Source organism: Mycobacterium sp. ACS1612 (genome assembly GCF_001667505.1).
In the GTDB taxonomy this organism is placed as follows: Bacteria; Actinomycetota; Actinomycetes; order Mycobacteriales; family Mycobacteriaceae; genus Mycobacterium.
Window position 1 is genome coordinate 42,927 of the sequence record NZ_LZHZ01000035.1, and the last position, 18,695, is coordinate 61,621.

The 18,695-nt window shown below is 66.2% G+C and carries 24 protein-coding genes; 10 read left to right on the forward strand and 14 right to left on the reverse strand.

The genetic code is table 11. From position 1 onward, the window contains the following. Positions 1-162: 162 nt before the first annotated feature. A complete protein-coding gene (locus tag A5724_RS15560; protein ID WP_067803347.1) occupies positions 163-1,047 on the forward strand; it encodes a cyclopropane mycolic acid synthase family methyltransferase in 885 nt (294 codons plus the stop codon). Here the strand turns inward: A5724_RS15560 and A5724_RS15565 are convergent, their stop codons facing one another. Next, positions 1,048-1,887 (reverse strand): alpha/beta fold hydrolase, encoded by an 840-nt coding sequence (locus A5724_RS15565; protein ID WP_067803350.1) that lies wholly within the window; start codon positions 1,885-1,887, stop codon positions 1,048-1,050. Positions 1,888-1,947: 60 nt separating this feature from the next. On the opposite strand from A5724_RS15565, the gene A5724_RS15570 reads away from it, so the two are divergent. Continuing rightward, the gene (locus A5724_RS15570; RefSeq protein WP_067803353.1) at positions 1,948-2,571 is read left to right on the forward strand and encodes a TetR/AcrR family transcriptional regulator; all 624 of its coding nucleotides are present in this window, start codon (positions 1,948-1,950) and stop codon (positions 2,569-2,571) included. 6 nt (positions 2,572-2,577) lie between these two features. Beyond that, positions 2,578-3,123: a hypothetical protein gene (locus A5724_RS15575; RefSeq protein ID WP_082965047.1), complete on the forward strand. Its 546-nt coding sequence runs from the start codon at positions 2,578-2,580 to the stop codon at positions 3,121-3,123. On the opposite strand, the gene A5724_RS15580 is transcribed toward A5724_RS15575, so the two are convergent. The 5 genes from A5724_RS15580 to A5724_RS15600 are packed head-to-tail and all read right to left on the reverse strand — an operon-like array spanning position 3,111 to position 6,521. After that, a complete protein-coding gene (locus A5724_RS15580) occupies positions 3,111-3,659 on the reverse strand; it encodes a GNAT family N-acetyltransferase (protein ID WP_197518672.1) in 549 nt (182 codons plus the stop codon). The two genes, A5724_RS15575 and A5724_RS15580, sit on opposite strands and share 13 nt — an antisense overlap. Next, positions 3,649-4,026: a thiol-disulfide oxidoreductase DCC family protein gene (locus A5724_RS15585; RefSeq protein WP_067803826.1), complete on the reverse strand. Its 378-nt coding sequence runs from the start codon at positions 4,024-4,026 to the stop codon at positions 3,649-3,651. Before A5724_RS15585 ends, A5724_RS15580 begins: the two co-directional genes overlap by 11 nt. 11 nt (positions 4,027-4,037) lie before the next feature. Further along, the gene (locus A5724_RS15590) at positions 4,038-5,021 is read right to left on the reverse strand and encodes a nitronate monooxygenase family protein (protein WP_067803356.1); all 984 of its coding nucleotides are present in this window, start codon (positions 5,019-5,021) and stop codon (positions 4,038-4,040) included. 35 nt (positions 5,022-5,056) lie between these two features. Beyond that, on the reverse strand, positions 5,057-6,088 hold the full coding sequence (gene speB, locus A5724_RS15595; RefSeq protein ID WP_369830638.1) for an agmatinase: 1,032 nt from the start codon (positions 6,086-6,088) through the stop codon (positions 5,057-5,059). 16 nt (positions 6,089-6,104) lie between these two features. Further along, complete coding sequence (locus A5724_RS15600; protein ID WP_067803359.1) at positions 6,105-6,521, reverse strand: thioesterase family protein; 417 nt, start codon at positions 6,519-6,521, stop codon at positions 6,105-6,107. Positions 6,522-6,592: 71 nt separating this feature from the next. Between A5724_RS15600 and A5724_RS15605 the strand changes: the two genes are divergently transcribed. Together A5724_RS15605 and A5724_RS15610 are read left to right on the forward strand one after the other, a co-directional pair. After that, positions 6,593-7,474, forward strand: a complete 882-nt coding sequence (locus tag A5724_RS15605) for a hypothetical protein (protein WP_067803361.1) — start codon at positions 6,593-6,595, stop codon at positions 7,472-7,474. A 25-nt stretch (positions 7,475-7,499) separates the two neighbouring features. Then, positions 7,500-8,447: a threonine/serine dehydratase gene (locus tag A5724_RS15610; RefSeq protein WP_067803364.1), complete on the forward strand. Its 948-nt coding sequence runs from the start codon at positions 7,500-7,502 to the stop codon at positions 8,445-8,447. Between the two features lies 1 nt (position 8,448). Here A5724_RS15610 and A5724_RS15615 read toward each other — a convergent pair whose 3' ends face one another. Both A5724_RS15615 and A5724_RS15620 read right to left on the reverse strand, forming a co-directional pair. Beyond that, complete coding sequence (locus tag A5724_RS15615; protein ID WP_067803367.1) at positions 8,449-8,694, reverse strand: hypothetical protein; 246 nt, start codon at positions 8,692-8,694, stop codon at positions 8,449-8,451. 91 nt (positions 8,695-8,785) lie between these two features. After that, positions 8,786-10,252, reverse strand: a complete 1,467-nt coding sequence (locus A5724_RS15620; protein ID WP_067803370.1) for a peptide MFS transporter — start codon at positions 10,250-10,252, stop codon at positions 8,786-8,788. A 211-nt stretch (positions 10,253-10,463) separates the two neighbouring features. Between A5724_RS15620 and A5724_RS15625 the strand changes: the two genes are divergently transcribed. The 3 genes from A5724_RS15625 to A5724_RS15635 all read left to right on the forward strand — a co-directional run bounded on the left by A5724_RS15625 (position 10,464) and on the right by A5724_RS15635 (position 13,223). Beyond that, the gene (locus A5724_RS15625) at positions 10,464-11,768 is read left to right on the forward strand and encodes a hypothetical protein (RefSeq protein WP_067803373.1); all 1,305 of its coding nucleotides are present in this window, start codon (positions 10,464-10,466) and stop codon (positions 11,766-11,768) included. A 23-nt stretch (positions 11,769-11,791) separates the two neighbouring features. Next, on the forward strand, positions 11,792-12,376 hold the full coding sequence (locus A5724_RS15630; protein ID WP_232004857.1) for a Pr6Pr family membrane protein: 585 nt from the start codon (positions 11,792-11,794) through the stop codon (positions 12,374-12,376). 103 nt (positions 12,377-12,479) lie between these two features. Then, positions 12,480-13,223: a L,D-transpeptidase family protein gene (locus A5724_RS15635; RefSeq protein WP_067803833.1), complete on the forward strand. Its 744-nt coding sequence runs from the start codon at positions 12,480-12,482 to the stop codon at positions 13,221-13,223. A gap of 2 nt (positions 13,224-13,225) precedes the next feature. On the opposite strand, the gene A5724_RS15640 is transcribed toward A5724_RS15635, so the two are convergent. The 3 genes from A5724_RS15640 to A5724_RS15650 all read right to left on the reverse strand — a co-directional run bounded on the left by A5724_RS15640 (position 13,226) and on the right by A5724_RS15650 (position 15,123). Further along, positions 13,226-13,897 carry a sterol desaturase family protein gene (locus A5724_RS15640; protein WP_067803376.1) on the reverse strand — a complete coding sequence of 224 codons (672 nt, stop codon included), beginning with the start codon at positions 13,895-13,897 and terminating at the stop codon, positions 13,226-13,228. Then, entirely contained in the window at positions 13,894-14,616 is a 723-nt protein-coding gene (locus tag A5724_RS15645) for a FadR/GntR family transcriptional regulator (RefSeq protein WP_067803379.1), read from the reverse strand. The genes A5724_RS15640 and A5724_RS15645 overlap by 4 nt, the downstream gene beginning before the upstream one ends. 132 nt (positions 14,617-14,748) lie before the next feature. Continuing rightward, positions 14,749-15,123, reverse strand: a complete 375-nt coding sequence (locus A5724_RS15650; RefSeq protein ID WP_067803381.1) for a nuclear transport factor 2 family protein — start codon at positions 15,121-15,123, stop codon at positions 14,749-14,751. 70 nt (positions 15,124-15,193) lie between these two features. Between A5724_RS15650 and A5724_RS15655 the strand changes: the two genes are divergently transcribed. Continuing rightward, a complete protein-coding gene (locus tag A5724_RS15655) occupies positions 15,194-15,751 on the forward strand; it encodes a PadR family transcriptional regulator (protein WP_067803384.1) in 558 nt (185 codons plus the stop codon). Here A5724_RS15655 and A5724_RS15660 read toward each other — a convergent pair. Both A5724_RS15660 and A5724_RS15665 read right to left on the reverse strand, forming a co-directional pair. Then, the gene (locus A5724_RS15660) at positions 15,729-16,145 is read right to left on the reverse strand and encodes a lipoprotein LpqH (RefSeq protein ID WP_067803387.1); all 417 of its coding nucleotides are present in this window, start codon (positions 16,143-16,145) and stop codon (positions 15,729-15,731) included. The two genes, A5724_RS15655 and A5724_RS15660, sit on opposite strands and share 23 nt — an antisense overlap. 14 nt (positions 16,146-16,159) lie before the next feature. Then, positions 16,160-16,897, reverse strand: coding sequence for a helix-turn-helix domain-containing protein (locus A5724_RS15665; protein WP_156752314.1), 738 nt, complete (start codon positions 16,895-16,897; stop codon positions 16,160-16,162). 124 nt (positions 16,898-17,021) lie between these two features. Between A5724_RS15665 and A5724_RS15670 the strand changes: the two genes are divergently transcribed. Next, a complete protein-coding gene (locus A5724_RS15670; RefSeq protein ID WP_067803390.1) occupies positions 17,022-17,354 on the forward strand; it encodes a hypothetical protein in 333 nt (110 codons plus the stop codon). Here the strand turns inward: A5724_RS15670 and A5724_RS15675 are convergent. Continuing rightward, positions 17,305-18,555 (reverse strand): cytochrome P450, encoded by a 1,251-nt coding sequence (locus A5724_RS15675; protein ID WP_067803393.1) that lies wholly within the window; start codon positions 18,553-18,555, stop codon positions 17,305-17,307. The two genes, A5724_RS15670 and A5724_RS15675, sit on opposite strands and share 50 nt — an antisense overlap. Positions 18,556-18,695: the final 140 nt, after the last annotated feature.

An 18,695-nucleotide genomic window follows, 5' to 3' on the forward strand; every position in this document is an offset into this window, starting at 1 on the left:
TTGACATCGTCAAACGATTCATTGACTTTGTCAACTATATGATGAGTACAGGTCGCTGAAAGCTCTTCCCATCGATTGTGCGTACACTGCCCTCACGACGGGGGTGGCTCTCGAAACGCGCGGAGCCCGGACCACTTCAATAACAAAAGCCAAAGGCTGACCTTGCCAGATACCACGAGTGACACACAGAACTTGAGGCCGCACTTCGAGGATGTGCAGGCGCATTACGACCTGTCGGATGAGTTCTTCCGGCTCTTCCTGGATCCGACGCAGACCTACAGTTGTGCGTATTTCGAGCGCGACGACATGACGCTCGAGGAAGCTCAGATCGCCAAGATCGACCTGTCGCTTGGCAAGCTGGGCCTGCAACCCGGTATGACTTTGCTGGACATCGGCTGCGGGTGGGGTGCGACGCTGAACCGCGCGCTGGAACGCTACGACGTCAACGTCATCGGCCTGACCCTCAGCGAGAACCAGAAGGCCCATGTCGAGCAGACATTCGCCGCGTCGAAGAGCACGCGCAGCAAGAAGGTGCTGCTGGAAGGCTGGGAGCAGTTCGACGAGCCCGTCGACCGGATCGTGTCGATCGGCGCGTTCGAACACTTCGGCCGCGACCGCTACGACGACTTCTTCAAGAAGGCCTTCCAGCTGCTGCCGAACGACGGCGTGATGCTGCTGCACACGATCATCAAGCCCACCGATGACGAGTTCGTCGCGAGCGGACTGCCACTGACCATGAAGCTGCTTCGCTTCTCGAAGTTCATCATGGACGAGATCTTCCCCGGCGGGGACCTGCCCAAGTTCAACGTCGTCGTGGAGCGCGCGGAGAAGGCGGGTTTCGAACTGACCAGGGCGCAGCGCCTGCGCGAGCACTACGCGCGCACGCTGGAGATCTGGGCGGACAAGTTGGAGGCCCGCAAGGACGAAGCCATCAAGCTTCAGTCCCAGGAGGTCTACGACCGGTACATGAAGTACCTGACCGGCTGCGCCGAGTTGTTCCGCGACGGCTACACCGACATCTGCCAGTACACACTGGTCAAACACTGATCAGGCGGTAGCGCCCACTTTCTCGATGGCGGCGATGACCGCATCGGGTGCGTCGAGTGACACGAATGTCCTGGCCTCGGGCACCTCGATCAGCTCGCAGTTCGGGAACAGGGCGGCCAGCCGTCGACCGAGGGCCGGCGTGAACGCGCGGTCCCGCTGACCCCACACGATGGTCACGGGTTTGGTGAACTGCCCGAGCCGAGTCGAGACGTCGACGAGGTCGGTCTTGGCGACATGGCGCAGCAGCATGGCGAGGTCGCGGCGGATGCGGACATCGGTGCGCGCCGGCTCCACCCAGGCAGCGGTGAGCTGTGGGTCGGGGCGGACCAGCAGGCCGTATCCGAGCGGCGAGTGCCGTAGAGCCTTGATCCGCATCTGCTCGAACAGCAGCTTGATCGAGATGGGTCCCCGCAACAACGCGAAGACGGCAGTGAACGGGAACGGTGGGAACTTGTCGAACGCATCGCAGTTGGTCAGCACCAGCCTGCCGATCCGGTCCGGATAGGCGTCGACGACCAGTTGGCACAGGCCACCACCGGTGTCGTTGCCCACGAGCGTCACGTTCGAGAGGCCGAGCGCCTCGATGAAGTCGCGAATCAGCGTCGCGACCCCGGGCGGCGACAGCACCTTGGCATCCGTGACCGGAGTGACGTGGGAACCCAGTGGCCAGTCCGGCAGGTAGCAACGGAACCCCTGACGCGCCAGTCCCTCCGCCACCCGGTCCCACAGTCGGCTGTCGACAAGAATGCCGTGCACGAACACCACCGGCGGGTGCGGTGAGTCCTGTGGGCCCAACACGCGGTAGTCGATAGTTGCCTGGTCCAGCGCGACCTGTGGCATTTTCGCTATCCTTTCGATCACACTTACAAACACTTGGCATGAAAGTTACGTGCAGGCTGTATGAAAGTCAACGAGGACGTGGTGTCGATCCGGCGCACCCAGGCCGAACGCACCGCCGCGACGCGGGCGGTCCTGCTCCAGGCTGCCCGAAAGTTGTTCGCCGACAAGGGCTTTGCGGACGTGTCGACGCAGGCGATCGTGGCCACGGCCGGCGTGACACGCGGCGCGCTGTACCACCAGTTCGACGACAAGGCGGCGTTGTTTGCGGCGGTCTATGAGGAGGTCGAACGCGATCTGGTCACCGACATCGCCCGGCAAATCGCGGAGCGCCAACCGGTTGACGCACTGGCGGGCATGCGGCTGGGGGCTCGGCTCTTCCTCGAACGGTGCTCGGCGCCTGACGTCGCACGCATCGTGCTCATCGACGCGCCCGCGGTGCTTGGCTGGGAGCGGTGGCGTGCGGTCGGGGTGAAGTACGGCCTCGGCGTGCTCGAGGGCATGTTGGCGCATGCGGTCGCCGAAGGGGCCATCCCCGAACAGCCGCTGCGGCCGGCCGCGCACGTGCTGCTCGGAGCGCTGGACGAGGCGGCGCTGTTCGTCTCCCGCGCGGCCGATCCGGATCAAGCGCGCGCGGAGATGGAGGCTCTCTGCGACCGGTTGATCAGCGGGATCGCGGGTCGGTAGGTCGCGATGATCGGCCGGCTGACCTCGTCGCGAACCGCGGTGCTGGCGTTGTCGGCATTCACGGCGGTGCTGGCGGTGACAGCGGGCGCGCTCTGGCTCACCGGCCGCGACGACGACGAGGTGCCGATTCAGGGCGAGCCGATGACCGATGCGCAGTCCGTCGGGCAGGTGCTGACGTCGGCCAGGCAGATCCGCGGCATTGCGGATTTACAGGACGTAACCGGCGGCTATGCGTTCGTTTCGTGCCAGAACGAGACGGAGCCGCCGTACCAGGCCGTGATGTATCTCAACTTTGTGCTGCCGCAGAACAATTCGGTGAAGTACCTGCGCGACGTGGCTGCTTCGCTGACGGCGCACGGCTGGACACCCGCCGCTTCGACGGCCGAGCACTTCGGTCAGAAGCTGACCAGGGATGGGGTCACGGCGATCTTCTACCGCAACATCGATGATCACGGCTTCGCCACCATGAAGCTGTACGGCGAATGTCGCAACACCGCCGATCATCGCAACGACAACCCCGTCTGGCGCGAGGTGACCGATCAACTCGGCTGAGCGGCAAGGCTGCGCTGCAGCAGCACAGTGTCCAGCCATCGGCCGTGCTTGAACCCAACTCGGGTCAGCCTGCCCGCGTCGACGAATCCGCGATCGCGGTGCAGCGCCAGCGACGCCACGTCGCCGCTGTCGACGATCACCGCGATGACCTCGCGGACACCCGCTGCCGCACAATGCTCGAGCAGCGCGTCGAGCAGTTGGCCACCGATCCCGCGGCCCGCCGCGTCCGGCGCGACGTAGATGGAGTCCTCGACGGTGTGCCGGTAGGCGGGCCGGGTCTTCCACGGCCCGCAGTAGGCGTAGCCGACCACCCTGCCGTCCAGCATCGCGGTGAGGAACGGCAGACCCGCATCCCGCACGGCGACGAACCGACGTCGCCATTCCGCCGCGTCCGGTGCGACGAGTTCGAACGTCGCGACCCCGGCCTCTACGTAGTGGGCGTAGATCGCGCCGACGACGTCCAGATCGTCGGCACCGGTCGGTCTGATCAGCGGATCCGACTGGCGGACAACCGTTTCCGGGCTGTCAGCAGGCAACGGGATGCGACTGGCAGTACGGCGTCGTGCCACGGAAGCGGTAGCGATGGCTGGCCACCCAGCGGTACACCGCGTCCTGGACGAAGCGGATACCGGGGGTGCGGTAGATCAGCAGCGGCAGGCGGATGCCAAGCGCGACCGACCAGGCGGCGGCCCACGCCTCGGCGCCGGTGTAGACGGCGCCGGAGTCGTCCAGCCACCGCATCGCCTGCAGCAACTCGTCTTCCGGTATTCCCAGCCGCTCGGCCACGCCGGTACTCTGCAACGGTTCTGTCGCGACGTTGCCGGTCCGGTCGTGCCTGACGAGAAAGTAGACCGACCGCGTACACATGCCGCAGGCCCCGTCGAAGAACAGGACTCCGTTCATACCTTCATTGTTCACTTGGGCGCCAACTCCGTCACCGCCTTCTGCGCGGATATGACGGATGTCATCCTCAGCGCGCTGTCACCGGCGTACAGGGCCGTGTGGTCGACCACCGATTCCGGCATGTCGACCGTCGGAGTGATGGGGGAGAAGAACGGCAGCACCCGCGTCTGCATGCGCAGCACCGATCCGACCGCCCGGTCGGGGAGTCTGGCGAGACTGCCGCTGCCCGCGTTGATCATCCGCGGCAGCAACCGGGCCCGCCCGTCGCCGCGGCACCACCGCTCGGTCGCCGCATTGGCCACCACGCGATGCGCCAGCGGCCAGCCCATCCCGAATAGCGTCGTCCGAATCGTCTTGTCCGCATTCAGGATTCGGCGTTGATATGCCGGATGCGCGCGGGACTCGTCGGTCAGCAGGAACCTGGTGCCCGCCACCACCCCTGCGGCCCCGGCGGCCATCGCCGCGCGGGTGTCCTCGGCGGTGGCCACACCGCCCGCCAGCAGCACCGGCCTTCCGCGAGCCACCGCAAGCGCCCGGGGGAGGAATTTCAGCGCCGGAGTTGTCCCGGAGAGATGCCCGCCCGCCTCGCCGCCCTGGGCGATCAGACCGTTCGCGCCGCAACCGCACGCCCGCTGCGCTTCCTCCTCGGTGCCGACCATGACGAATACAAACACGCCTTGTTCGGAGAGCCGCTGGACCAGATTGCGGTCCATCCCAAACGCGATGACGGCCACGTCGATTCGCGATTGGATGCACACCTCGACGTGCTTGCGGCGGACGAACGGCATCAACAGGTTGACCGCCACAGCGCGGTCGGGGACGACGTCGCGCACGTCGCTGATGGCGGTACACAACTGCGAGGGTGGCAACAGGCCGAGCGTTCCAAGGCCTCCGGCGGCAGCCACCGCCGCGGCCAACTCGGGGCCCGCGAGCCCACCGCCCATTCCCGCCTGCGCGACCGGAACGTCGACGCGGAGTCGATCTAGCAGGTCCACAGGTGCACGCAGACTTGATACATGCGAAGGAGGATCTATCTTGCCGGCGGCCCGGGTTTCGCCGACGCGGCGTCACGGCGGCGTGCGGCCATGCCTGCGAGCGCTTCGAACACCACCCGGTGCGCGGCGTTGACCGTCAGTTCCGCGTGGTCGTAGGCGGGTGCCACCTCGACCACGTCGACGCCCGCGACATCATGCTCGTAGCAGAGTTGGCGCACCATCCGCAACAGGTCGGCGCTGGTGATGCCGCCCGGTTCGGGCGTGCCGGTGCCGGGGGCGTGCGCCGGGTCGAGGACGTCGATGTCTACGGACACGTAGAGCTTGTCGGCTTTGGCGAGCGCCTCGCTCACCGCGTCGCGCATCACCGCCTTGAATCCGCGGTCCCAGATCTCCTGCATGGTGTGCCACGTCATGCCTTGTTCGAGCATCCACTCGAAGGTGTCCTGCGGCGGCCAGTATCCGCGCAGGCCGACCTGGACGAAGTGGGTGCCCGGCACCGCGCCTGACTCGATCAGCCTCCGCATCGGGGTGCCGTGGCTGGCCAAGTTGCCTTCGATCTCGTCGGCGGTGTCGGCGTGCGCGTCGAAGTGCACGATCCCGACGTTGCCGTACCCGTGCACGTCGGCGACCGCGGTGGCGGCCGGCCATGTGATCGAGTGGTCGCCGCCGAGGATCACGGGAACGATGCCCCGTGACGCGACCGCATGCACGCGTTCGCGAATGTTGTTGTGCGACACCTCGGTTTGGCCGTGTGGGCAATACGCGTCACCGAAGTCGACGACCTCGAGCCAGTCGAAGATCTCCAACCCGAGGTCGAGGTGGTAGGTGCCTGGTTCGTAGGCGGTGGCGCGGATCGCGCGCGGACCGAACCGGGCGCCGGGCCGGTTCGTGGTGGAGATGTCGAACGGTGCGCCGACGATCGCAACGTCGGGTCGCCACGACTCCAACTGGCCGACCTCGGTGAGGAACGGGCGGTGCCCGAAGGACACCATCCCGGCGTAGGCCAACTCGAGTTGCTCGGCCATGCCGGGCGGCAGCTCGCGTTGGTGATCGTGATCGTGGCCCATGCCAAGACCGTACCGCTCACACCTGCACGGGTTTGGCCAACACGGCGCGCAGCCTGTCGGGGATCGGCCGCTTGGCCCAGTCGTCCGTCGACACCACCACGTAGGTGTTGCGACCACGGACAGCGGTGTGTTCGGCCGCCTCGCCGGTGCGCCGCAACACGGTGAATCCGAGCGTGAAACTGGTGGTCCCGATCCGCTCACAGTGCACTGCAACGCGCACCGAATCGCCCCAGCGAACCCCGGCCAGATAATCGATGTCGCTGTGCACGACCTGAATGTCGTGTCCGGAGTGGATCAGCCCCGGGTAGGTGACACCCAGGTGTTCGAGAAATCCGGCGCATGCCTCGTCGAACCAGGTGAGGTAGTGGCCGTTGAACACCACGCCCTGCTGGTCGATTTCCGCGTAGCGCGGCACCACCGGGTACGAATACACCGTCGCGGCCTCACGTTAGAAGGTTTGCTGTAGCGCCCATCCGTTGTGGTTGGCGACGCTACCATCTTCGCGTGACCGGCAGCGAACGTTGGCAGGCGCCGACCCCGACCACCGATGGGCGCCAGCCGCGGCGACACCCGGAAGACACCGTCGAGCGGCGGATCACGTGGTGGCAGCGGGCCTTGCGGTGGATCGCGTGGTTGGCGTTTCTCGGCCTCGCGGTCTACCACTCGCAGAGCGTGTACTTCTCGCCCCTGGAGTGGCTGGCGCTGATCGCCGCGATCGCGATCAGCATCTGGTGTATGGCGAAACCCCTTGGCGGGCCGAAGTACGAACTGCGTGAACCGACTCATCTGCTCGGCGCGTTCGTCTCCCGAACCAGTTGGGGGCTGGTGTTGTTCGGCGGGCTGCTCACCCTTGGCGGGATCGCCGGTTCGATGGCCGCGATCTACGACGTATCGACCGGACGGGCGACGGTCAGTGAGGTGTTCACCGACATCGGCGTTTTCATCGAGGGTTGGCTCGCCGAGATGATCGCTCCGACCTATGACGCCGAACTGGAGAACACGCACGCTTATGCGTTGTTCATCCTGTTGATTCCCGGCCTGCTGCTGCTGTTCATCAACCTGGTGCCATTCTTCAAGGGGGGCATGGAGTTTCAGGTTCATCCCGACGGTTTGGTGTCGGTACGAAGCGGCGAGGACTGGGCACCGCTGTTGGAGTATGAGTATGCGACGGTGGCAGCCGACGGCACCACCATCACCTTCACGCCGCCACCCGGCGGCCCGCCGACGGTGGTGCTGCCGCAGGACCGGGTCTTCTCCCGGCAATACGGTGTGCGGCTGCAGGCGAAGGTCAGCGCCGAGTTCTTCCGTCGGCTGCTGGCGGGCAGGGGTTTCAACGTCGACTCCGAGTCGGCAACCAGCAGCAGCTTCACCGCGACCAGGCCATGATCAGCCGATCGGGCAGACTGGTCCGGTGCAGCTGGTAACCATCGACGACATTCGCGCCGCCGCCGAACTGGTCCGTCCTTACATCCTTCGCACGCCGTTGGTTCCCGCGGGCTGGGCGGATGACGACCGCCCGCTGTGGATCAAACCCGAGAACCTGCAGTCGATCGGCGCGTTCAAGGTCCGCGGCGCGTTCAACGCGATCGGGCACCTCGACGAGTCCGTGCGGACCCGCGGCGTGGTCGCGTATTCGAGCGGCAACCACGCGCAGGCGGTGGCGTACGCGGCGGCGGTCTACGGCGTGCCCGCGCACATCGTGATGCCGGAGGAAACACCCGACATCAAGGTGGCGGCCACCCGCAGCCACGGCGCCGAGGTGGTGCTGTGCGGTGCGGGCCAGCGCGAAAAAGTGGCCGACGAAGTCGTCGAGCGCACCGGCGGGGTGCTGGTGCCGCCGTTCGACCACCCGGACGTCATCGCCGGGCAGGGCACCATCGGCCTCGAGATCGCCGAGGATCTGCCCGCCGTTGACAACGTGATCGTTCCGGTCAGTGGCGGGGGACTGGCGTCGGGCATCGGCACCGCGATCAAGGCGCTCTGCCCCGATGCCCGCGTGTTCGGCGTCGAACCGGAGTTGGCGGCCGACACCGCCGAGTCCCTTCGCGCAGGCCACCGGGTGGACTGGACGATCGAGGACAGGAACCGGACGATAGCCGACGGCCTTCGGTCACAACCGTCCGAGTTGACGTTCGCACACCTGCAGAAGGTGCTTGACGATCTGATCACGGTGTCGGAGAGCGAGATTCGAGATGCCGTGCGTGAACTCGCGCATCGCGCACATCTGGTCGCCGAACCCAGCGGTGCGGTGGCGTTGGCGGCCTACCGCAAGGGCGCGACGCCGCCTGGTCGCTCCGTGATTGTGCTGTCCGGCGGCAACATCGGGCCGCAGATGCTGAAGGAGATCCTGGCGGGCTGACTCAGGCTGCCGGGAACGGAATCACCAGGGGCACGGCGATATCGCACTTCTGGTGCACGGAGTGCATCCACGCGTCCTGTTCGGCGGCGGCCTTCAGGTAACGGCGACGACCCGCCCACCCGCAGGAGCAGGCGGCCTCCGAACGGCCGAATCCGTAGTTGCGCACGGCCACCACGCCGTGTTCGACGGCGTCGGCCCGCGGTGGGTCGCCGATGTCTATCGCGTCGATCGGTGCAGCTATCGACATCGGTCAACCTCCTCCGCGATCCGATTCCCATGCTGATCCCGGCGAAGGGCGATTGCGGTTTCGGTCGGGTCACGCTTTGGCCACGCCGCCGCTAGTGCACGCCCTCCATCAGTCGGCTGATCCACGGCGCGATGGCGAATGCCACCACACCGACCAGAATTGCGACGGCGCCGATGATTCCGAAGTAGGCGAATTCGTGCGCGGGATCGTAATACCGGGCCAGCACGCCTGACATCGAGGTGCCGAGGCCGACCGAGAAGAAGTACAGCGCCATCATCTGAGCCCGAAACGCCTCGGGCGCAAGCTTTGTGGTCACCGAAAGGCCGATGGGCGACAGCAGCAGTTCGGAGATGGCGAAGACCGCCATGATGCCGACCACGAGCAGGGCGGGCACCGCCTTGCCCGTCGTGCCCGCCATCGGCAGGAACATCAGGAAGGCCAAACCCATCCCGATCACGCCGTAGGCGAACTTACGAGGCGTGGTCGGCGCCCGGTTGCCCAGTCGTGTCCACATGATCGCGAAAAGCGGTGACAGCGCGATGATCCAGACGGGTTCGATGGATCCGATCCAGTTCGACGGTGCGGTCCATCCGAAGATCGACCAGTTCATCCGTTCATCGGAGTACACCGCGAGCACCGTGAAGATCTGCTGGAACAGCGACCAGAACACCGCATTGGCGATGAACAACGGGATGAAGGCGCGCACCCGCGTCCGTTCGATCGCCTCGACCTTCGAACTGGTCAACATCACGACGAAGTACGCCACCGATGCCACGACGATCACCCCCGTGGTGACCTGTGACAGGTTGGCCAGCTCGACAAGGCCGGTCATGAACGACACCGCGACGATGACGATGACGGCGAGCGCGGCACCCACCGCCCAGCCGATTCCACTGCGCGGCAACGGGTTCGGCACGGTCTGGCCGTGGGTACCGAGGTTACGGCGAAACGCTACGTACTGTGCCAGTCCGAGCGCCATCCCGACCGCGGCAGCACCGAAGCCGTAATGGAACCCGGCACGCGTCTGCAGCAGGCCGGTGATCAGCGGGCCGATGAACGCACCGAGGTTGATGCCCAGATAGAACAGCGTGAAGCCGCCGTCGCAGCGGGCATCGCCTTTGTCGTAGAGGGTGCCGAGCAACGACGACGCGTTGGCCTTCAACGCACCCGAACCGAGCGCCACGAGCACAAGGCCGACCGCGACCCCCGCCAGGCCCGGCACGATCGCCAGCGCGATGTGGCCGCACATCACGACCACGCCGCCGTAGAACACGGTGCGTTCCATGCCGAGCAATCGGTCGGCGATCCAGCCGCCCAGCACGGTGGACAGATACACCAGCCCGCCGTAGGCGCCCACGATGCCGGTCGCCGTGGCCTTCGGCAGTTCCAGGCCGCCGTCGGTGACCGAGTAATAGAGGTAGTAGCCGAGGATGGTGAGCATCCCGTAGAAGGAGAAGCGCTCCCACAACTCGACGCCGAATAGGTTGGCCAGGCCGACGGGATGCCCGAACAGCGTGCGTTCGGCGGGCCGGCCCTCCGTCTGTCCTACTGTTGCCATGCGGGGCAGGATGCCACGCCCGCGGACGGCACGTGGCGGATCGCTTCAATCGTTTCGTGGGCAAATAGAACACGATGGGATGGGCAGGACTTTCCTGGGGCACAGCACATTTCGATTTTCGAACAACCGGCAGGCGCCCAACGCCCGATGAGCCGGTAGCGCCGGGTGCAGGTAGTGTCACCCCGACAGGTGGACGTCCGAAGGGGTGTGAGTGGACGCCGTACTCGGCTTATCGGTAACGCCGTCCGCCGTCGGCCTCGTCCTCGTCGAAGGGCAGGACGCCGACGGCGCCACGATGGACCGCAATGCGTTCGAGGTGGGATTCCGGGGTCGGTGCGACGCGGTCCAGACCTCCCGACAGGCGGCGGCCGCGGTGCGGCGCAGTGAGGCGATCGCGCTCACGTCCGGTCATCGCCTGCACTCGATCGGGGTGACCTGGAGCGACGACGCCAATGCCGAGGCCTCGCTGTTGCTGAAGTCGTTGACCGACTCGGGGTTCGACAACGTGGTGCCGGTTCGGCTGCCCGAGGCCACCGAGGCGTTGGCGCGCGGCATCGCCGAGGTCATCGGTTTCGGCACCACGGCGGTGTGCGTGCTCGAGCCCGAAACCGTGATCACGTTGATCGTGCACCTTCGCGACGGCGCGGTGCAGACGTCGGTCAATCGCAGGATCGTCAGCGAGGACGACCTCATCCGCTGGTTGAGCAGCCTGTTCGCCCGGGCTGACTGGCAGCCCGAGGCCCTGGTCATGGTCGGCTCCGGCGGCGATGACGAGTTGCTGCCCGTCCTCGAGGAAGCGCTGGCTGTACCCGTGTTCGCGCCCGCCGAGGCGCAACTCGCTCTCGCGCGGGGCGCGGCGCTGGCCTCCGCGCAGAACGTCGACTTCAGCCACCTCGACGATGCCCACCACTTCGGCGAGCAGCCCACTGCGGAGCCCCGTCGTCGGCAGCTCAGTCAGGCGGGCCCGCTGGCCCTACTCGTGGCCGGGGTGCTGACGTTCACCGTCTCGGCGTCGGTCGCGGTCAGCCTGCAGCTGGTTCCCAAGAGAGACAACGCGACGGCGGAACCGCGGCCCGCAGCCAAGGTCACCGAGGAGACACCGGCGGCCGTCACGCGGTACCAGGCACCGATCGCCGTCGCACCGCCCGCGCCGGTCGTCGAGGCGGTGCCCCCGCAGCCTGAGCCGCCGGAGGCACCCGCCGCGGAGGACCCGCCGCCCGTCTACAGCGAGACACCCGTCAGCCTCCCGGAGGCACCCGCGCCAGCGCCGGACACGCCCCCGGCCGACGGCCTGCCGCCCGATCCCGCGGCTGCGCCTGCGCCGCCTGCCGACGCGCCGCTGCCGCCGGAGCAGTCGCCGCCGGTGCCGCCCCCTCCGGAGGAGCGGCCTGGCCTCCTCAGCCGGATCAGGGACCGGCTGCACGGGGTTAATGACGACGTGCCGCCGTCCGATGTCGCACCGCCCGCCGATCCCGCGGCGGCGCCGCCCCCGGCGCCGCTCACCCCGCCTGCCTGATCCGCGCGGATACGCTCGCAGGCGTGCAGGTGCTTCGAGTGACGCTGCGCGTCGGCATTGTGGTGGCGGTGGTCCTGGCCCTGATCGTGGTGGCGACGTCGGCGCGGTCGGGTCTGCTGTGGCGACTCAGCACGTTCACGTATCAAGCCAACGTCCTTGCCGCCGGGTACTACGTGTGGTCGCTTGCGTTGCCCCGCGCGGACGCCAGAGTGGGCTTGCGCGGTGCGGTGGTGCTCTACGTGTTGATCGCAGGCGTCATCTGGAATCTGTTCCTGACCGAGCGCAGCATGGGTTACACGCCGGCCAACTTGCTGTTGCATGTCGTCGTTCCCGTGCTGGCACTGACTGATTGGCTGTTGGTCGGTCGGGATCGGGCGAAGGTCCGGTGGTGGCAGCCGGTGGCATGGTTGGTCTATCCGGCGGCATATCTGGCGTTGGCGCTGCTCGTGCTGAACCACGTGGGCAGGCGTGCGCCGTACTACTTCCTGGACCCGGGAAGCATCGGCACGGCGTCGGTGGTCGTGAACATCTGTGTGCTCGCGTGCGGTGCGCTCGCCCTCGGTTACACGCTGCTGGGCATCAACCGCGCCGTAGCCGTCGTGCGTTGACGCGACATGCGAACCGGCCCTGACTTGCAGCTTCCCGAGGATTCGACGGGTGCCAACTAGGATGGAAGCTTGCTGAGGTGTCCACCACGGAGGAAATGTGAAAGTGCGTAGAGCCGTTCGTAATCTGCTTGTCGTGGTGGGGATTGCCACAATCGCCCTCGCCGAATCCGTCACCACCAGTGCGGCAAGCGTCACCACACCGACCGATGTCGTCAGCATCACCCCGTCGCCCGGGCAGAAGGTCGGCGTGGCGATGCCGGTGACAGTGACGTTCGCTCAGTCGATCGCGGACCGCCCAGGCGCAGAACGCACCATCTCGTTCAGCTCTCCCGCGACTCCCGCCGGTTCCTTCAGTTGGCTCAATGACCGTGTCGTGCAATGGACTCCGTCGGGGTTCTGGCCGGCTCATTCGAACATCATGGTGACGGCGGGCGGCGCGAAGACATCCTTCGAGACCGGCGCCACGACAGTCGGTGTCGCCGACGTGAGCGCGCACACGTTCACCGTCAGCATCGACGGACAGGTGGCACGGCAGATGCCCGCATCCATGGGCAAGCCGAAGTTCCCGACGCCTAAGGGCACCTTCTCGGCGCTGGAGAAGCAATCGGTCGTCATCATGGACTCGCGCACCATCGGCATTCCGTTGTCCGATCCCGAGGGTTACAAGCTGACCGTCAACAACGCCGTTCGCGTCACGTGGGGCGGAGTCTATGTCCATTCCGCACCGTGGTCGGTGGCGTCACAGGGCAATTCGAACGTCAGCCACGGTTGCATCAACCTCAGCCCCGACAATGCCGCGTGGTACTACAACACGGTGAGCATCGGCGACCCGATCATCGTCCAGTAGCGTTACGCGACGTCGGCGTGCAGATTCTTCGCTGTCGGTGATGTCGCGACGGTGGCGATGTCAGGGTAGGTGCCGAGCACCCGGTCGGCGGTGCCGGAACTGGTCACCGTGAACCAGTAGTGCTCGTTCTTGAAGTGGTGATTGCGGTGATTACGCCAAATCGCCCGATACACAGCGGTTTTCGGCTTGTAATCGCTGTGGATGAGGTAATGGGTCCATTCGTAGACCAGCCCCATCGCGGCGATGAACACCAGGTAGGTCAGGCCCATGCCGAGGCGCGGGAACGCCAGCAGTGCTACGGCGACGGTGAGCGGAAGCACCCACGACACAAGCGATTTCCACGGGATGAAGATCAGCGGAACGTTGCGTGGTTCCATGTGGTGGGCCCGGTGTTCGCGGGCGAGCAGCGGATCGAAGGTCAGCCTGCCGACTCGCTTCGGCCGCCAGTGCAGGATGAACACGTGGATGATCCACTCGAAGAACGGGAAAAGCGCCACCATCACCAGGGGCACCACCGCGTCGGTGATGTGCCAGTCGCCGACGACGATGCGCGCGGTCAGCGCCGCGACGAAGACAACGCCGATCATCCAGGGGGACGGGTGTTTCCAGAACTCCCGGCCGGCATCGGCCAGGGTGAAACCTCGGCGGGTTGGCCGGTCGGTCGAGATGGTCATCGTTGCTCCTCCAGGTTGTCGATAACGCTGAGCAGCGCGGTGGTCGCGGGTTCGAGCACGTCCTGTGCGGCCGTGCGTGCGCGCGGCGGATCGCCCGCGGCGATCGCCTCGGCGAGTTCGCGGTAGGCGTCGGGTCTTCCGACCTCATCGGCCATCACGGCGGCCAGCGCGGCGAGCGCGGGTTCGTACGTCGCGCGCAGTGTGTTGTACATCAACCGGAACGCGATCGAGTCTGCGCCGTCGACGATGTGGTCCCAGAACGTCAGCGCCAGACGCTGTTGCCCGATGGGATCCTTCTCGTGCGCCAACTTGCCCAGCACGTCGTCGAGTAACGCCGCGAGTTCCGGGGGGCGACGCGCCGCCGCCAACTCAGCGACCTTGGGCCCGTTGTGAAGTCGGGTTTCCAGGATGCTGCGCACGACGGACAGGTCGAGTTCACCGGCGCGGATCAGCAGCCGGGGGAGCAGGTCTAGTCCGGCGTGCCTGCGGAAGTCCCGCACGGTGGTGGCGTCGCCCTGCCGCACCTCCACCAGGCCGGCGGCGGTCAGTCGCTTCAATGCCTCGCGCACGGCGGGGCGCGACACCCCGAGCACCTCGGCCAGCCTGCGCTCGCTCGGCAGCGCCTCGCCGGGTTGCATCTCGCCGCTGAGCACCTCGGTGACGATCTGCTCGAAGACGTCCTCGGGCACCGAGCGGCGGTTCACCGGTTGCAGGGCCATGCCGGCAGCATGCCAGGCCACAGGCCAGAGGTCAAGTGGTCTTACCAGTTACATCCGCGTGCGCGAACGTTCCTTACCGCTCGAAAATTGGTCGATTTTTCGAGCGGTAAGGAACGTTCGGCCCGGGAATTGCTACACCCGCGAGAGCTGCACCTTCATCGCCTCGGCCAGCGCGAGCAACCCCGACATCGGCCGGACCATCACCGTGAACTCGCTGATCGCGCCGTGCTCGTCGAGATAGATGAAGTCACAGCCCTCGATCTGCCTGTCGCCGACCCTGGCCTCGAAGACGAGCGCGTGGTCGCGTGCGTCCTCCGCACCGATCTCGCGGACGTAGCGGAAGTCCTCGAACACCGCGATGACGGCCTCCAGGATCCGGCGCACCGCCTCGGCCCCGTGATACGGCTTGTACACAGCCGGACTGCGAAACACCACGTCATCACGCATCAAGGCGACGGCCGCGTCGAGATCACGCGCTTCGATGGCGCGTCGGAATGGGTGCACCACTTGACCACCTCATAGGCAATTAGTTGAATAGGTGCAACAGACACTAGTGCGTGCTTGGGAGGGTGTCTAGATGGCATTGGGCCACGCGGTGCTGGCCGCGTTGTTGGAAGGTGAGGCGTCGGGCTATCAGCTCGCCAAGCGGTTCGACGTGTCGGTCGCCAACTTCTGGTCGGCGACACCCCAGCAGCTGTATCGCGAACTCGACCGACTCGAAGAAGCCGGGCTCGTCGAGGCGCGCCTGGTGCGCCAGCAGCGCAGACCCGACAAGCGGGTGTTCACCCTCACGGAGGCGGGCCGCGCGGAGTTGAACAACTTCACCTCCACGCCCGCCAAGCCGGTGGCGATGCGCGACGAATTGTTGGTCAAGCTCCAAGCCGTCGATGTCGGCGATGCGCACGCAGTCACCACGGATCTGACGGCCCGCCTGGACCGGGCACGCGTGAAGCTGGCCCGCTACGACCGACTGCTCGCCGACATGCTCGACGGCTGCGACGCCGACGATTTCGAACCCGACGCCGAACGCATCGGGCCCTACCTGACGCTGATGGGCGGGCGCATGTACGAGCAGGCCAACATCGGCTGGTGCACGGCCGCGCTCGACGTGCTCAGCAGGAGGCTTCGATCCTGAAAGTCGCGGTCACTTCCTTGCCCGGCTTGTCGCTGAAGCTGCCGTCCGCAGATCCGGTGATCGTGTACTTGCCACCGACGCTCGTCACCTCGGCCTTACCGATGTCGCCCCAAGAGATGCCGGAGAATCCGCCAAAGTCATTGAAATCGACCGATTTGACGGTGACCTCGTCGCCGGTGCCGATGACCGCGGTGAAACTCCTGTTTTTCTCCGGAGTCTCGATGGTCCATGCCCACCCCGTCTGTGAACACGTCACCGCGTGCGGGTTTCCGGTGTCCCTGCCGTCAATAGTCACCTTCGCGGTGGTACCGCCAAGCGCGGGCGGCTGGCCACCGCAGCCGGCGAGCCCCACCACGAGCACCGCCGCGGTCACCATCATGTGTCGGGTCTGCATGCCGCCTGACTCTATTACCCGCGCAGCACCGCGGCGGTCGTTTCGTCCGCGGGAAGGAACGCCTCGATGCTCAGTTCGGCGGCGGTCAGATCCAGCGCGGTGCCGAACGTCGTCACGGTGCTCAAAAACGTCAGCACCTGCCCGTCCTTGGCGTACAACTCCAGCGGCACCGCGACACCGCCGAGGTCGCGCGTTTCCTCCAAACCGCCTGGGTAGGACTCGATCTCGGCGAGCAGGGCGGCCAACTCGCCCGAGCCGCTGACCGCCGCCTCATGCCGCAACCGGTCGATCAGGTGATGACGCCACTGCCCGAGGTTGCGGATACGCTGCGCCAGACCTTCGGGATGCACGGCGATGCGCAGTGCGTTCGGCCGCTCCAACAGGTGCGGCGCCACCCCCTCGAGCAGCACCGCCGCACCGGCGTTGGCGTGCACGATCTGCCAACCCCTGTCCACCACCACACACGGAAAAGGGTTGTAGGCGTTGAGGACCCGCTCGACACCGGCTCGCACCGCAGCCATGTCGGGATCGTCCAACGATCGTTCCCGGTAGACCGGTGCCAGACCCGCGGCCATCAGCAGCTGGTTCTGCTCGCGCGGCGGCACGTCGAGCACGTCGGCCAGCCGTAGCACCATCTCTCGGCTGGGCGCCGAGCGGCCCGTCTCGATGAAGCTGACGTGCCGAGCCGAGACATCGGCCTCGATGGCGAGGTCGAGTTGGGACAGCCGGCGACGCTGCCGCCATTGACGCATCAGCGAGCCGAAGGGCGGGCTCTGGACGAGGGTGGTCACGCGCCAAGTGTCGCGCACCGCGCGGACCGCGGCCACTACCTGTCAGGTAATTGCACCGCTTACCTACCCGCGGGACGGTGTGAGCATGAGGACCGAGCAGAACATTCCCCGTTGGCTGCGTTTCGTGCTGATCTCGGACCGTGCGGGGTCGTCGTGGTACATCGGCGCCGGGTTCTTCTTCGCGCCTGTGCTCGCGGTGCTGTCCCCGTGGCCGATGCTGACCACGGTGTGCTGGGTGCTCATCGGTCTGACCGGGCTGTGGCTCGGCCTGCTCGGTATCGCGATGGCCACCGGCCTGGCGATCGTGTTGCGGTCGGGCGCCGAAATACCCGAGGACTACTGGCGTTCGATCATCGACTACCCAACGGCTAGCTCGCGGCCCGACTTTTCCCGGTGTAGTCAACCTGCCAGTGCTTGATCCCGTTGAGCCAGCCCGAACGCAGCCGCTCCGGCGGGGAGATCGGCGTCAGGTTGGGCATTTCGTCGGCGATCGCGTTGAAGATCAGGTCGATCGTCATTCGCGCGAGGTTGGCGCCGATGCAGTAGTGCGCGCCGGTACCGCCAAAACCCACATGCGGGTTGGGGTCTCGCAGAATGTCGAACTTGTACGGATCGTCGAACACGTCCTCGTCGAAATTCGCCGAGCGGTAGAACATCACCACTCGGTCGCCCTTCTTGATCTTCACTCCGGACAGCTCGGTGTCCTCCAGTGCGGTGCGTTGGAATGAGGTCACCGGCGTCGCCCACCGGACGATCTCGTCGGCCGCGGTCGCTGGGCGCTGGGCCTTGAAAAGCTCCCACTGGTCCGGGAATTCGGTGAACGCCATCATGCCCTGGGTGATGGAGTTGCGCGTGGTCTCGTTCCCCGCCACCGCGAGCAGGATCACGAAGAAGCCGAACTCGTCGTCGGTGAGCTTGTGCCCTTCGACGTCGGCCTGGACCAATTTGGTCACCAGGTCGTCGCCGGGATTCTTGCCGCGTTCCGCGGCCATCTGCATGCCGTACATGATCAGTTCGACGGAGGCGGCCGTCGGATCGTTTCTGGCGTACTCGGGATCCTGGTCGCCGACCATCTGATTCGACCAGTCGAACAGCTTCATGCGGTCCTCCTGGGGGACGCCCATCAGACCGGCGATCGCCTGCAGCGGCAGTTCGCACGACACTTGTTCGACGAAATCACCCGACCCCTCGGCCGCTGCCCGCTCGACGATGTCGTGCGCCCGGGCGCGCAGCTCTTCGCGCAGTGATTCGATGGCCCGCGGAGTGAACGCCCGTGAGACGATCTTGCGCAGGTGGGTGTGATGCGGGGCGTCCTGATTGAGCAGCACCACCTTGCCCGCCTCCAGCGACGCCGGATCGGCCTCGTCGCGATACCGCGGCAGCGCGGTCTTCTTGTTGCTGGAGAAGACGTCGCTGCGACGGGAGATCTCCTTGACGTCCTTGTGCTTGGTCACCACCCAGTAGCCCTCGTCGCCGAACGCGAGGTTGCCTCTTTCCTGCTTCTGCCACCAGATCGGCGCCACCTTGCGCATGTGCGCCAATTCCTCGATGGGCAGCCGCTCGGCGTAGATGTCGGGGTCGGTGAAGTCGAAGCCGGGGGGGAGGTCCGGGGACGGCATAGATGCACTCCTCGATGACGTTGTCTAGTGCTCTATCGCATTGCTACACCACAGTTGGGGGCCGGTGCGGCCGGTTACGTCAAACTCCGAGTGAAACGTGTTCCCGAGGCTAAAAAATCTATTAACTGCTTGGTCACAGC